16 protein-coding genes are annotated in these 14,755 nt (G+C 38.2%); all 16 read left to right on the forward strand.

Features of this window, described 5'->3' with window-relative positions; translation table 11 throughout:
- Positions 1-40: 40 nt before the first annotated feature.
- The 16 genes from AC1RFD_RS00095 (at position 41) to topA (ending at position 14,737) form a co-directional block, all read left to right on the forward strand.
- Positions 41-376, forward strand: a complete 336-nt coding sequence (locus tag AC1RFD_RS00095) for a putative DNA-binding protein (RefSeq protein WP_054550507.1) — start codon at positions 41-43, stop codon at positions 374-376.
- A 12-nt stretch (positions 377-388) separates the two neighbouring features.
- The gene (gene ffh, locus AC1RFD_RS00100; protein WP_048391641.1) at positions 389-1,747 is read left to right on the forward strand and encodes a signal recognition particle protein; all 1,359 of its coding nucleotides are present in this window, start codon (positions 389-391) and stop codon (positions 1,745-1,747) included.
- Between the two features lie 94 nt (positions 1,748-1,841).
- A complete protein-coding gene (gene rpsP, locus AC1RFD_RS00105) occupies positions 1,842-2,114 on the forward strand; it encodes a 30S ribosomal protein S16 (protein WP_004269411.1) in 273 nt (90 codons plus the stop codon).
- Positions 2,115-2,129: 15 nt separating this feature from the next.
- Positions 2,130-2,363 carry a KH domain-containing protein gene (locus AC1RFD_RS00110; protein ID WP_004269410.1) on the forward strand — a complete coding sequence of 78 codons (234 nt, stop codon included), beginning with the start codon at positions 2,130-2,132 and terminating at the stop codon, positions 2,361-2,363.
- 373 nt (positions 2,364-2,736) lie between these two features.
- Positions 2,737-3,252 (forward strand): ribosome maturation factor RimM, encoded by a 516-nt coding sequence (gene rimM, locus AC1RFD_RS00115; protein ID WP_492474400.1) that lies wholly within the window; start codon positions 2,737-2,739, stop codon positions 3,250-3,252.
- Positions 3,252-3,989, forward strand: coding sequence for a tRNA (guanosine(37)-N1)-methyltransferase TrmD (trmD, locus tag AC1RFD_RS00120; protein ID WP_048391697.1), 738 nt, complete (start codon positions 3,252-3,254; stop codon positions 3,987-3,989). The genes rimM and trmD overlap by 1 nt, the downstream gene beginning before the upstream one ends.
- Positions 3,990-4,105: 116 nt before the next feature.
- Positions 4,106-4,450, forward strand: coding sequence for a 50S ribosomal protein L19 (gene rplS / locus AC1RFD_RS00125; protein ID WP_004269407.1), 345 nt, complete (start codon positions 4,106-4,108; stop codon positions 4,448-4,450).
- A 105-nt stretch (positions 4,451-4,555) separates the two neighbouring features.
- Positions 4,556-5,125 (forward strand): signal peptidase I, encoded by a 570-nt coding sequence (lepB, locus tag AC1RFD_RS00130; RefSeq protein WP_048391637.1) that lies wholly within the window; start codon positions 4,556-4,558, stop codon positions 5,123-5,125.
- Between the two features lie 57 nt (positions 5,126-5,182).
- A complete protein-coding gene (gene ylqF / locus AC1RFD_RS00135; RefSeq protein ID WP_048391635.1) occupies positions 5,183-6,058 on the forward strand; it encodes a ribosome biogenesis GTPase YlqF in 876 nt (291 codons plus the stop codon).
- A 164-nt stretch (positions 6,059-6,222) separates the two neighbouring features.
- Positions 6,223-6,984, forward strand: a complete 762-nt coding sequence (gene rnhB, locus AC1RFD_RS00140; protein WP_492474401.1) for a ribonuclease HII — start codon at positions 6,223-6,225, stop codon at positions 6,982-6,984.
- 56 nt (positions 6,985-7,040) lie between these two features.
- Positions 7,041-8,930, forward strand: a complete 1,890-nt coding sequence (locus AC1RFD_RS00145; RefSeq protein ID WP_403019809.1) for a TP0910 N-terminal domain-containing protein — start codon at positions 7,041-7,043, stop codon at positions 8,928-8,930.
- The gene (locus AC1RFD_RS00150) at positions 8,927-9,229 is read left to right on the forward strand and encodes an EscU/YscU/HrcU family type III secretion system export apparatus switch protein (RefSeq protein WP_048391628.1); all 303 of its coding nucleotides are present in this window, start codon (positions 8,927-8,929) and stop codon (positions 9,227-9,229) included. Before AC1RFD_RS00145 ends, AC1RFD_RS00150 begins: the two co-directional genes overlap by 4 nt.
- Before the next feature lie 162 nt (positions 9,230-9,391).
- Positions 9,392-10,552, forward strand: a complete 1,161-nt coding sequence (sucC, locus tag AC1RFD_RS00155; RefSeq protein WP_036080495.1) for an ADP-forming succinate--CoA ligase subunit beta — start codon at positions 9,392-9,394, stop codon at positions 10,550-10,552.
- A gap of 17 nt (positions 10,553-10,569) precedes the next feature.
- Entirely contained in the window at positions 10,570-11,472 is a 903-nt protein-coding gene (gene sucD, locus AC1RFD_RS00160) for a succinate--CoA ligase subunit alpha (protein ID WP_004229280.1), read from the forward strand.
- A gap of 198 nt (positions 11,473-11,670) precedes the next feature.
- Positions 11,671-12,567, forward strand: a complete 897-nt coding sequence (dprA, locus tag AC1RFD_RS00165) for a DNA-processing protein DprA (RefSeq protein WP_048391625.1) — start codon at positions 11,671-11,673, stop codon at positions 12,565-12,567.
- Positions 12,568-12,658: 91 nt separating this feature from the next.
- Entirely contained in the window at positions 12,659-14,737 is a 2,079-nt protein-coding gene (gene topA, locus AC1RFD_RS00170; RefSeq protein ID WP_016994084.1) for a type I DNA topoisomerase, read from the forward strand.
- Positions 14,738-14,755: the final 18 nt, after the last annotated feature.

Here is a 14,755-nt window from a genome sequence, read left to right on the forward strand (position 1 = left end):
TTATGATACAAATGACTAATAGCGGGAGGAGAAACATTCGATGCTACTTGAAAAAACAACACGCATGAACTTTCTCTTCGACTTTTATCAAGCATTATTAACAGATAAGCAAAGAAGTTATATGGAGCTATACTATTTGGATGATAACTCTCTAGGAGAAATCGCTGAATCGTATGGTGTTTCACGCCAAGCTGTTTACGATAATATTCGTCGAACTGAAGCGATGCTTGAGGAATATGAAGAAAAATTATGTTTACTTGAAAAATTTCAACAACGTACCCAAATGCTGTTACAGCTAACACAGGGGATTACAGAAAAAAGTATGACAGCTGAAGAGCAGCTAGCACTTATTGAGCAGCTGAAAGAATGGGATTAGGAGGCGAAAGCAATGGCTTTTGAAGGATTAGCGGAACGACTCCAAGGAACGATCCAAAAGATTAAAGGCAAAGGAAAAGTGTCAGAGCAAGACGTTAAAGAAATGATGCGAGAAGTCCGATTTGCTTTAATCGAGGCGGATGTTAACTTAAAAGTAGTCAAAGAATTCGTGAAAAAGGTAAGTGAACGTGCTGTCGGTGTTGATGTTATGCAAAGTTTAACACCAGGTCAGCAAGTTATTAAAATTGTACAGGATGAACTAACAGAATTAATGGGGGGCGAACAAAGTCCCATTAAGTTTAATACGAAGCCACCCACTGTCATTATGATGGTTGGTCTACAAGGTGCGGGTAAAACGACCACTACAGGTAAATTGGCAAATGTTCTACGAAAAAAATATAATCGTAAACCATTATTAGTTGCCGCTGACGTTTATCGTCCAGCAGCTGTCCAACAATTACAAACATTAGGAAAACAGTTATCACTACCTGTTTTTGCGCTAGGTACTGAGGTATCTCCTGTAGAAATTGCACGTCAGGCAATTGAATTGGCAAAGGAAGAGCATCATGATGTAGTGATTATTGATACAGCTGGTCGACTTCATATCGATGAAGACCTAATGCAAGAGTTAAAGGATATTCGTGCATTAAAAGAGCCAGATGAGGTTTTCCTAGTTGTTGATGCTATGACGGGTCAAGATGCAGTCAATGTAGCAGAAAGCTTTAATGAAGCAATCGGTATTACTGGGGTTGTTTTAACAAAACTTGACGGTGATACGCGTGGTGGTGCTGCATTATCTATCCGTTCTGTGACGCAAAAACCAATTAAATTTGTCGGGATGGGCGAAAAAATGGATGCGCTTGAACCATTCCATCCAGAGCGTATGGCGTCTCGTATATTAGGTATGGGCGATGTTCTGTCCCTTATCGAGAAAGCTCAGGCAAATGTAGATGAAGCCAAGGCAAAAGAATTAGAAGAAAAGTTTAAATCTCAAACATTTACTTTTGATGATTTTGTCGAGCAATTACAGCAAGTCAAGAAAATGGGCCCTCTTGATGAAATTTTAAAAATGCTACCAGGTGCTAACAAAATCAAAGGCTTAGATAATGTAAAAGTTGATGATAAGCAAATGGGGCGTGTAGAGGCCATTATTTACTCGATGACGCCTGCTGAAAAGACCAACCCAGAAATCATTAATGGTAGCCGTAAAAAGCGTATTGCGAAAGGCTCTGGGACATCTATTCAAGAGGTGAATCGTCTCATTAAACAATTCGATGAAATGAAAAAAATGATGAAACAAATGACTGGAATGGCAAGTGGTAAAGGGAAGAAAAAAATGAAATTACCAGGCTTTGATTCATTGTTTAAATAATAATTTTTAGGTGTTAAGAAAAAACACTTTACAAACAACCTAAACATTGATAATATACTATCTTGTGTGAAACTTATTCGGAGGTGCTATTAAAATGGCAGTTAAAATTCGCTTAAAACGTATGGGAGCTAAAAAATCTCCTTTCTATCGTATCGTAGTTGCAGACGCTCGTTCACCACGTGATGGTCGTCAAATCGAAACAGTTGGTACTTACAACCCACTAACTCAACCAGCTACTGTAAACATTGATGAAGAGAAAGCTCTTAAATGGTTAGCTGACGGTGCAAAACCATCAGATACAGTACGTAACCTGTTCTCAGAACAAGGTATCATGGAAAAATTCCATAACCAAAAATTCAGTAAATAATCGGGGGCGACGTCTTTGAAGCAGCTGATTGAAGCAATCGTTTTACCGTTAGTCGATTATCCAGAAGAAGTTCGTATTGAGACGGATGAAAATGCAAATCGAATTGTTTATAAACTTTTTGTTCATCCAGAGGATAGAGGGAAAGTCATAGGCAAGCAAGGGCGAGTAGCAAAAGCGATTCGTACAATTGTTTATTCAGCGGCAGGTAGTCACCATCAAAAGAAGACCTACGTCGATATATTGGATTAATAGAAAAGATTTTCACGCTCTTGCAACAAGTACTAGTGAGTCCTGATAGGTGTGTTTACATGTCGCTTAGGAGTTCAAAGTGGCCTTTTAGTATAAAGCGTAAAATCTGGACGAAAAAGGAGGGAGCTTGTAGGTTCCTTCCTTTTTTTATCTTTTTTTAACATCAGCATATCGCTATGACTTCTGTTTAAGTGGAAATTAAAGCTTAAATAAGGAGTATAGATAAAGGATATTGCTTATATTATTGTTGACAAGACAAATGAGTCTTAGCTAAAACTACATTCTTCCAAAGCACATCTGCAAGAACGGAACCTTTTTTGGATGAGCCAGATGCATTGTGAAGATAAGCATGTTTTTTACGAGGTGAAATAGAATGGAATGGTTTAATGTAGGTCGAATTGTCAATACACACGGTATTCGTGGTGAGGTACGTGTATTATCGACAACAGACTTTGAAGAAGAGCGTTTTGCAGTAGGAAATAAGCTTGCTGCCTTTAAAAAAGACGATAGGAAGCCAACCTGGGTAACGATTGACTCTATGCGTCGTCATAAAAACTTTATTTTATTAACTTTTGAAGGCATGAACAATATCAACTTGGTTGAGCCATTTAAAGAAGGCATGCTGAAAGTGACAAAAGATCAAATGACTGATGATCTTCTTGAAGAAAATGAGTTCTTTTTCCATGAAATAATAGGCTGCACAGTAATTTCTGAAGAGGGCGAGACAATCGGTATAGTAGCAGATATCCTGCAAACAGGGGCAAACGATGTATGGGTAGTGAAAGGGACTAAGAAAGAACACTATATCCCTTATATAGAAGATATCGTGAAAGATATTGATGTTAGGGACAAAAAAATAGTCATTCATGTTATGGAAGGCTTATTATGATGAATATTCATGTATTGAGCCTGTTCCCTGATATGTTTTCAGGTGTTTTTGGTGCATCTATTTTAAAGAAGGCACAAGAAAAGGGAGCTGTAAATTTAGAGGTAACGGATATTCGTACATTTTCAGGGAACAAGCATAATCAGGTTGACGACTATCCGTATGGTGGTGGTGCAGGTATGGTATTAAAGCCTGAACCAATGTTTAGTGCAGTAGAGGCTATAACTGCAGGGAAACAGCCACGTATCATATTAATGTGTCCTCAGGGGGAACGATTTACGCAGAAAAAAGCAGAGGAGCTAGCGCAGGAGACAGAGTTAGTGTTCTTATGTGGTCATTATGAAGGCTATGATGAGCGTATACGTCAGCATCTTGTGACAGACGAGATTTCCATTGGCGATTTTGTCTTGACAGGTGGAGAATTAGGCGCTATGACTGTTATTGATAGCGTAGTTAGATTGTTACCTGGTGTCTTAGGACAAGAGGATTCTCATATTCAGGATTCTTTTTCAACAGGTCTCCTTGAGCATCCACATTATACACGTCCTGCGGAGTTCCGTGGCATGAAGGTACCTGATGTTTTATTATCGGGGAATCATGCTAAAATTGAGCAATGGCGAGAGGAACAGTCGCTGAAAAGAACTTTTGAGCGCCGTCCTGACTTACTTGAGCAATACCCATTAACAGACAAGCAAAAATTGTATCTAGAAAAACTAAAAAACAATTGTCTAGATGCTTGATTGCCGAATCTATTTATGATAACATCTAATCTGTACTTCTATGTGGAGTACTGAATTACGGTGTTCCGCTGTGGCATAGATTGCGTGCAAGAGCATCTGTCTAAGGAGAGAAAACAATGTCAAACATTATTGCAGAAATTACAAAATCTCAGCTTCGCTCTGATCTACCAACTTTCCGTCCTGGTGATACTGTTAAGGTACACGTGAAAGTAGTAGAGGGTACTCGTGAACGTATCCAAATTTTCGAAGGTGTAGTAATTAAACGTCGTGGTGGCGGAATTAGCGAAACTTTCACAGTTCGTAAAATTTCTTACGGTGTAGGTGTTGAGCGTACATTCCCTGTACACACACCAAAAATCGCTAACTTAGAAGTTGTACGTCGTGGTAAAGTACGTCGTGCTAAACTTTACTACCTACGTAACCTACGTGGTAAAGCTGCTCGTATTAAAGAAATTCGATAATTATGACTTAAAAGTGAGGGGCTTGTGTTCAAGCCTCTTTTCTTTTTGCTTGTCATCTTTATTCACTATCATCTAAAATGGTGTTAGACAAGGGGGCAATTCTCAATGGAAAAACAAGTGAAAGAAAAAAATGAATTATGGGAATGGACAAAAGCACTATTAATTGCATTTGCGATTGCTGCAGTTATTCGATATTTTTTATTTACACCCATTGCAGTTGATGGAGAGTCCATGATGCCAACCCTTGAAGATGGCGACCGAATGATTGTGAATAAAATTGGTTATAAAATAGGTGAGCCTAAACGTTTTGATATCGTTGTATTTCATGCACCCGAACAAAAAAATTACATAAAGCGTGTAATTGGATTGCCAGGAGATACATTAGAGTATAAGGATGATCAATTGTATATAAATGGTGAGCCAATTGAAGAACCCTATTTAGATGCCTATAAAGCGCAAATCACGGAGGGAACTTTAACAGAAGATTTCACCTTAAATGACATTGATGTTTCCTTGGATAGCAATACCATTCCTGAGGGGTATATCTTTGTTATGGGAGATAATCGTCGATATAGTAAAGACAGTCGACATATTGGCCTTGTTAACCAAAAAGAAATTATAGGTAATACCAGTCTGATTTTCTGGCCATTTAGTGATATAAAAATTGTAAAGTAATGTAAGAAAGGGAGAGCATAATCACTCCCTTTTTCTTTTAGTTTAGGAGGTATAGCTGTGACGATACAATGGTTTCCAGGGCATATGGCTAAAGCCCGACGTGAAGTAACTGAAAAATTAAAGCTTGTCGATATTATCTTTGAATTAATAGATGCACGTTTACCGCTATCCTCACGTAATCCGATGATTGACGAAGTCATTAACCAAAAACCTCGTCTTTTGATCTTAAATAAAGCGGATATGGCAGATGAACAAGAAACACGGAAATGGGTAGAGTATTTTGCAAAGCGTGGCCATAAAGCAGTAGCCATTAACTCACTTGAGGGCAAGGGCTTACAGCAAGTCACAAAAGCGGCACAAGATATTTTAAAAGAAAAATTTGATCGCATGAAAGCAAGAGGAATGAAGCCTAGAGCTATTCGTGCCATGATTGTGGGTATTCCAAACGTGGGAAAATCAACATTGATAAATCGATTAGCGAAAAAAAATATCGCTAAAACAGGCAATACACCAGGTGTGACAAAGGCACAGCAATGGATCAAAGTTGGTAAAGAGCTTGAACTATTGGATACACCAGGTATTTTATGGCCAAAGTTTGAGGATCAAGAAGTAGGCTTTAAATTAGCTTTAACCGGTGCTATTAAGGATACTATTACAAATATGGAAGACCTAGCTGTCTATGGATTACGCTTCTTATCTAATCATTATCCAAAGCGTATGGAAGAGCGTTACGGTCTTGAGTTTATCCATGAGGAGTTAGTGGATACTTTTGACCATATTGGTAAGCTGCGTCGTGTGTTTGGTCCTGGTGGAGAAATAGATTATGATCAAGTAGCTCAACTAATTGTTCGAGATATCCGTGGATTACAATTAGGTAAACTTACCTTTGATTTTGTGGATGAACAGTTAGAAAAGGAAACTGAACAATTATAAGTATTTAAAACTGTCACACGTTCTTTTGTGACAGTTTTTCTTTTAGGAATACATTTTTTAACCGATAATGACTATAGAGAGGAAAATAGTTTTCAAGTTAAAGAGACTACATAATAACTGAACATGATATAGTTTGAATGAATAGAAGCAAGAAGGAGTACACAATGAAAACGATTAAGGAAATTACAACTGCATTGAAAGCTGCTGAGGAATGGCAAGATTGGATGAAAGAAGTTGCAGCCGATGAAAGAGCAGGTGTACAAAAGGCTTGGCTAACTTGGCAAAAGAGACAAGATAAAAAACATCAATTACTGCAAGAGCATCAAAAAAAAGTTACATTTGATTTAAGTTATGGGGGAACAGATACATTTATTGCGGGTGTAGATGAAGCAGGAAGAGGACCATTAGCAGGACCAGTCGTAACGGCAGCAGTAATTTTACCGACAAATTGTGAGGCACTTGTTGGTCTGAATGACTCAAAGCAATTATCGAAGGATAAACGAAACGGCTTTGCTAAATTAGTTAAAGAGCATGCCATAAGCTATTTTGTTCATTTTCAATCTGCCCAACAAATTGATGAACTGAATATATATGAGGCAACAAAACAATCTATGAAGGTAAGTGTTGAATCATTGTCAACGAAGCCGGATGTTGTTTTAGTAGATGCTATGACATTACCTATTACAATTCCTCAAGATTCGATTATAAAAGGAGATGCTAAGAGCTTAGCGATAGCAGCCGCATCCATTTTAGCTAAAACGGCACGGGATGAGTATATGGAGCAATTAGACGAGGAATTTCCAATGTATGGCTTTGCGCAACATGCAGGGTATGGGACTAAGCAACATTTAGAAGCGTTAGAAGAATTTGGACCGACTATTCACCATCGTAAATCATTTGAACCAATAAAATCTATGTTTTCATAAAGTTAAAAAACGGTAGACAATTACACGAAGGAGTAATTGATGAAAGGAGTATGTATATGACAGCCACATCATTTAATCCAATTCAGATACAGCAAAATGCAATGACTTCGACAAATCAACCACTTGCTTTAAAACAAGGACAAGTATTTCATGGAACAATTAAGCAATTATATCCAGATCAAATGGCAGAAATACAAGTAGGTAATCAAAAATTTATAGCTAAACTCGAAGTGCCGTTAAAAGCCGGGGATGCCCATTTCTTTCAGGTAACAGGGACAAATCCACAAACGGAATTGAAAATAGTGACTGGACCGATGGCGCAGGCATCTACACCGAGTCAGCAAATTAATCAGTTATTAGAATCCATGAATTTGCCAAAATCTGCAGAGATGCAGCAATTATTAGGGCATTTTATGAAAGCGCAGCTACCAATTTCTAAAGAGCAAATGCTGCAAGCTGAAATGTGGTTAAAGGCATTGCCAGAGGGTATATCAAAAGTAGATGCTCTACAAACCATTCAAAAAATGATAGAGCTTAAAATGCCTATGATAAACGATGTGTTTCAAGCATTGATGAGTGGTCAAAAGACATCTGGTATGACCGCTATCATGGATAACTTTGCTCAGCTTTTAGCGAAGGATACAACCCTATCTGAGTCATTGAGGCAAAATTTAATGCAACAAGTACAAGCGATTGCCAAGCCCTTTGAAGTAGAAACAGGTAGTGCAGTGCTTGCAAGGCTTTTACAAAGTTTAACGAATAGTTCTGCGACAATGAATGAAAAAATGCAAGCTTTATCAATGCTAAAAGAGTCAGGGATTCTCCCCCAGCAGGCTACATTGCAAAACTGGTCAAAAATGAATGAAGCAAAAGCCTTTCAGCCAATACAGCAAGCTGGTCAAGTTATTCAAACCATTCTTGCTACAAAGCCAGAAAATGCTAGACAACTGGTGGAACAGCTTAAATCATGGACCGAAAGTCAAAATTTATTAACGAATGGACAAAAACAGCAAATCAATCAGCTTGTGGATCGTTTTAATCAACTACCAGTATCAAAACAAACGCTAGATGTTTTTGCTAAACAAATGCAGGATCAGTTATTAAAAGCTTTTACTCAAAATACAGCTGATCGTTTATTTACACAGGATGCCCACACACTTTCGATGAAAGATCATTTGTTATCCTTATTTAAACAAGAGGCCAATTCTCCTTCACAGACTGAGGCACTCATGCGCAATCTGGTGAAAAATAGTATTGATTCTTCGCAACCATTTATACAGCAAGTTGTGACACAAGCAGAAGCACTAGTACAAAATTCAATGGATAGTAAAGCGATGGAACATGCACTTAAAACGGTGTTGAAAAATTTAGGAATTAGCTACGAGGCTACACTCGGAAACAAGTCGGCTGATTTACACATGATTGCGCATCAGCTAAAGCCACAGCTCCATACATTATTGCAGGAAACTAATATACCACCTCAAATGAAGGAAGCGGCAGAGATGCTTATGACGCGTATGAATGGAATGCAGTTATCTTCAGGAGAAAATGGTCATCAACATCAGCTCATCATGCAAGTTCCACTTGAATTTTTTGGCAAGAAGATGGATGCAACCTTACAATGGAATGGTCGCATGAAAGATAATGGCAAAATTGATGCAAACTATGCACGCGTATTATTTTATTTACAAATGGCATCTATGCAAGAAACAGTGATTGATATGCAGGTTCAAAATAGAGTTGTCACAGTAACGGTCTTTAATGAAAATTCGGAAATTCAATCACTTGCTGAGCCGTTGAAGGCTGCTTTAAAAATTGGACTGGCTGAAAAAAATTATCAACTTTCAGGTGTGTTTATTAAACAATTTGATAAAGGGCAAACGGAAAAAGTAGGTCCTGTAGTAGAACAGCGAGAGGAGCAGAGTGGGGTGGATATCCGCGTATGAGCGAAGAAAAACTTACTCGAAAAGAGGCAATTGCGCTTACGTATAAGCTTGGTCAATTTGATAGTCCCACTGTTGTAGCAAAGGGAAAAGGGAAAATTGCCGAGAACATTTTGGCAAGAGCAAATGAGCATAATGTGCCGATTTATGAGGATCCTAACCTTGTGCAGTTACTTGGTCAATTAGATTTAAATGAGTCTATTCCTGAAGAATTATATCAGGCAGTAGCAGAAGTTTTCGCATTTATTTATCGTTTGGATCAGCAACATGCGCAAAAATATAGAAAAAATGAATTATTCTGATTATTTTTACAAGCTGTTTTAGTACACAAAATAGAAAAAAGCGTCATAATAAGAGAGAAAATTCGAACTAAAGACAAAGTGTAGACTTTATCAGAATCTTTCGTTAGAATAGTCTATGTTAGTAAAACAATTCTATGCAAATGTTTGATGGGAGGATGTATTATGAATATCCATGAATATCAAGGGAAAGAGATTCTGAGAAAATATGGTGTAGCTGTACCAAACGGAAAAGTTGCTTTTTCCCCTGATGAAGCAGTAAAAGTAGCGAAGGAACTTGGCTCAAACGTAACAGTAGTCAAGGCGCAAATCCATGCAGGTGGACGCGGTAAAGCAGGCGGTGTCAAAATCGCTAAAAACCTTGACGAGGTGCGCACATACGCAAAAGAGTTATTAGGAAAAATTTTAGTGACTCATCAAACAGGTCCAGAAGGAAAAGAAGTAAAACGTTTGTATATTGAAGAGGGTTCTGATATCCAAAAAGAATACTATTTAAGTCTAGTATTAGACCGTGCCACATCTCGTGTAACAGTGATGGGATCTGAAGAAGGCGGTATGGATATTGAAGAAGTAGCAGAAACAAATCCAGAAAAAATCTTCAAAGAAGTTGTGGATCCTGTAGTTGGATTAACAAGCTTCCAAGCACGTCGTATGGCGTTTAATATGAATATTCCAGCAAACCTTGTAGGGAAAGCTGTTAAATTAATGTTAGGCTTATATCAAGCATTTATCGACAAAGATGCATCAATTGTAGAAATTAATCCACTTGTTGTAACTGGACAAGGCGAAGTAGTAGCATTAGATGCTAAATTCAATTTTGATGCCAATGCATTATATCGACATAAGGATATTGTCGAATTACGCGATTTTGACGAAGAAGATGCAAAAGAAATCGAAGCTTCAAAATATGACCTAAGCTATATTTCATTAGATGGAAATATTGGCTGTATGGTTAACGGTGCTGGTCTTGCCATGGCAACGATGGATACAATTAGTTATTATGGCGGAAGCCCTGCTAACTTCCTAGATGTAGGGGGCGGTGCAACAGCTGAAAAAGTAACAGAGGCTTTCAAAATTATCCTTTCTGATCCAAACGTAAAAGGCATTTTCGTAAACATCTTTGGTGGAATTATGAAGTGTAACATTATTGCTGAGGGTGTTGTAACGGCTGCTAAAGAGATTGGTTTAGCTGTGCCATTAGTTGTACGCTTAGAAGGTACAAATGTTGAACTTGGAAAAGAAATTTTAAATGCATCTGGTTTAAACATCGTTGCAGCGGATTCAATGGCTGACGGTGCACAAAAAATTGTGGGACTAGTAGGCTAAGGAAGGCAGGGAGAACAATGGCTGTATTTATTAACAAAGATACGAAGGTAATTGTACAAGGGATTACGGGCGAAACAGCTCTTTTCCATACGAAGCAAATGCTTGAGTATGGTACTAAAATCGTAGCAGGTGTAACACCAGGTAAAGGTGGACTTGAAATCGAGGGAGTTCCTGTTTTCAATACAGTAGCAGAAGCTGTAGCTGCAACAGGTGCTACAACTTCAGTTATCTATGTACCTGCACCATTTGCGGCAGATGCAATTTTAGAAGCTGTTGATGCTGAATTAGAATTAACAATCTGTATCACAGAGCATATTCCTGTCCTTGATATGGTTAAGGTTAAACGTTATATGGAAGGCAAAAACACTCGCCTAGTAGGTCCAAACTGTCCAGGTGTTATTACAGCTGATGAATGTAAAATTGGTATCATGCCTGGTTATATTCATACAAAAGGCCATGTAGGAGTAGTTTCTCGTTCTGGTACATTAACATATGAAGCAGTACACCAATTAACACAAGCTGGAATTGGTCAAACAACTGCAGTAGGTATTGGTGGTGACCCTGTCAACGGTACAAACTTCATTGATGTACTTGAAGCCTTTAATAATGATCCAGAAACATACGCAGTTGTTATGATTGGTGAAATCGGTGGTACAGCTGAGGAAGAAGCAGCGGCATGGATTAAGGCAAATATGACAAAACCTGTTGTAGGCTTTATTGGTGGACAAACTGCACCTCCTGGCAAACGTATGGGTCACGCTGGTGCTATCATTTCTGGTGGTAAAGGAACAGCAGCGGAGAAAATTAAAGCAATGAACGAAGCTGGTATTGAAGTTGCAGAAACACCTTCTGTAATTGGTGAAACATTAATTAAAGTAATTAAAGAAAAAGGGCTATACGAAAAGTGTAAAACCCATTAAAATGGAAGATGTAGCCATTACGGCTACATCTTTTTCATTATTTATACACTGTTTATCATACTTCATTCAACAATTACCTACTTACTTATGAAGAAATCAACAATTTTGTGGCAGATGTTATAAATAATAATGCAATGTTGTGTTGAAAATTATCATGCGGTCATTTAATTTCTTCTATTATAAAAGGAGGTTTATTGAATGATTCTCGCAGTAGATACGCAGAGATTACTAGCCTTACATTATGTGTACCCATTACCACTACAGAAACTTCAGCAATTGTTGTCCCCTGTGAATATTTTAAGCTCTTTTGAAGACATTCATTATGACGACCTCGCAAAAGTTTTACAAATATCGGCAAAAAAAGCACATCAACTTTCTCAGCGCTTTCGACAAATTATGACAACACCACTTGAAGAGGCCTATGCACGGGCTAATATTTTCCCCATCCCGTTTTATCATCCCTATTTCCCGGCGCAATTATTTGAAATATCAAGTCCACCTACTGTATTGTATGTGAAAGGTCAATATTCCCTGTTAACAAACAAAAAACAGATAGCTATTATAGGCTCTAGGAAGGCGACAGCGTATTCAAAAAGAGCGATAGACTTAATTGTCCCGCCGCTTATTCAACGTGATTATACGGTTGTTAGTGGGCTTGCAAGAGGTGCAGATACAATGGCACATAGGGCGACTATCGATATGGGCGGTCATACAATAGCTGTGCTTGGACATGGTTTTAATTATCTCTATCCATCAGAAAACCGCATTCTTGCTACGCAAATGGCAGAGCACCAGTTATTAATGACAGAATATCCTCCTCATATGAAGCCTGAAAAATGGCATTTCCCAATGCGTAACCGAATCATTAGTGGTTTATCTCAAGCATTAGTTGTGACAGAAGCGGCATTAAAAAGTGGCACGCTTATTACAACAGAGCTTGCATTAGAGCAAGGAAAAGATGTGTTTGTGGTGCCAGGACCTATAGACGCAACGCAATCAAAAGGGACAAATCAATTGCTTTTTGAAGGAGCAATTCCCATAGTGAATGGTCATCAAATCATTGAAACATTAGACCTCTTTTCTAACAAAAATTGAAAAAAAGTTGCATTATCTTAAAATCTGTTATACATTTTGCAACAGGTAACTTAAAAAATTAGTAATAGACCTCGCTAAGGGGGAGACATAGATGGCGGATTATTTAGTGATTGTAGAATCACCAGCAAAAGCAAAAACAATTGAACGGTATTTAGGAAAGAAATATAAAGTGAAAGCGTCGGTTGGACACGTACGGGATCTTCCACGTAGTCAGATGGGCGTTAGCGCGGAAAATAATTTCGAGCCTAAATATATTACGATACGTGGTAAAGGACCTGTGTTACAGGAATTAAAGTCTGCTGCTAAAAAAGTAAAGAAAGTTTATCTAGCGGCCGATCCAGACCGCGAGGGAGAAGCAATTGCTTGGCACCTTGCGACTGCATTAAATATTGATATTCACTCAGATTGTCGTGTTGTATTTAATGAAATTACTAAAGATGCAATTATAGAGTCTTTTAAAAACCCACGTCCAATTAACATGGATTTAGTAGATGCGCAGCAAACAAGACGTATATTGGATCGACTTGTTGGCTATAACATTAGCCCAATTCTATGGAAAAAGGTAAAAAAAGGTTTATCAGCGGGTCGGGTACAATCTGTAGCACTACGCATGATCATTGATCGTGAAAATGAAATTAAAAACTTCCAACCTGAAGAATATTGGACAATTGAAGGAACGTTTGAAAAGGGAAAAAAATCATTTGATGCCCTTTACTATGGAAATGGTAAAGACAAAATAAAATTAACAAATGAAGCACAAGTAAAGGCAATCTTAAAAGATGTTAAAGGAACAAACTTTGATGTTGTCAATGTAACGAAAAAGGAACGTAAGCGTAATGCTGCACCAGCCTTTACAACATCATCTTTACAGCAAGAAGCTGCACGAAAATTAAATTTCCGTGCTAAGAAGACCATGATGCTAGCTCAGCAATTATACGAAGGTATAGATATTGGAAAAAAAGAGGGGACAGTCGGGTTAATTACTTATATGCGTACCGATTCCACACGTATTTCTGATACGGCAAAAGCAGAAGCGGTTACGTACATTGAGGGTAAATATGGAAAAGAATACATTGCAACAGAAATAAAACAAACAAAGAAAGCTTCAAATGCACAGGATGCGCACGAAGCAATACGTCCAACAAGTACAATGCGGACACCAGATGAATTAAAGGCGGTACTTAGCCGTGATCAGTTACGCTTATATCGCTTAATTTGGGAGCGCTTTATTGCGAGTCAAATGGCACCGGCAGTACTTGATACTGTAGCTGTAGATCTTCAAAATGGTGATGTTTTATTCCGTGCAAATGGCTCACAAGTTAAATTCGCAGGCTTTATGAAACTATATATTGAAGGTACTGATGATCAAACTGAAGAGACGACAAAACTTTTACCTGAGATGGAAATTGGTGATCAAGTAAAATCGCTTGAAATCGAGCCTAAACAACATTTTACACAGCCACCACCACGTTATTCTGAGGCGCGACTTGTTAAAACAATGGAAGAACTAGGAATTGGGCGCCCGTCCACATATGCACCGACCCTCGATACAATTCAGCGCCGTGGCTATGTTGTATTAGATGCTAAACGCTTTATGCCAACAGAGCTAGGAGAGATCGTACACCAACTCGTACTAGAATTTTTCCCAGATATCATAAACATCGAATTCACAGCACAAATGGAACAAGATTTAGATGATATTGAAGAAGGCAATCGACAATGGAAAAAAGTTGTGGAGGAATTTTACAAAGACTTTGAAGTCCATGTAAAACATGCGGATGAAGCTATGGAAAAGGTTGTCATTAAAGATGAGCCTGCAGGAGAAGACTGTGAGCTTTGTGGATCTCCAATGGTCTTTAAGCTTGGACGATATGGCAAATTTATGGCTTGTTCTAATTTCCCGGATTGTAGAAATACAAAAGCGATTATGAAGCCTATTGGTGTGAAATGTCCTTCCTGTGAAACGGGCGAGATTGTGGAGCGAAAAAGTAAAACAAAGCGTCTATTCTATGGTTGCAATCAGTATCCTGAATGTGAATTTGTCTCATGGGACAAGCCGATTAATAGACCATGTCCAAAATGTAGTGCATTATTAGTAGAGAAAAAGATAAAAAAAGGTGTGCAAATTCAATGTACGAAGTGTGACTATGAAGAAGCACCAACTCAATGATAGGAAGATGGTAAGAAA

Source organism: Lysinibacillus sp. GW823-FHT02G10 (assembly GCF_058797135.1).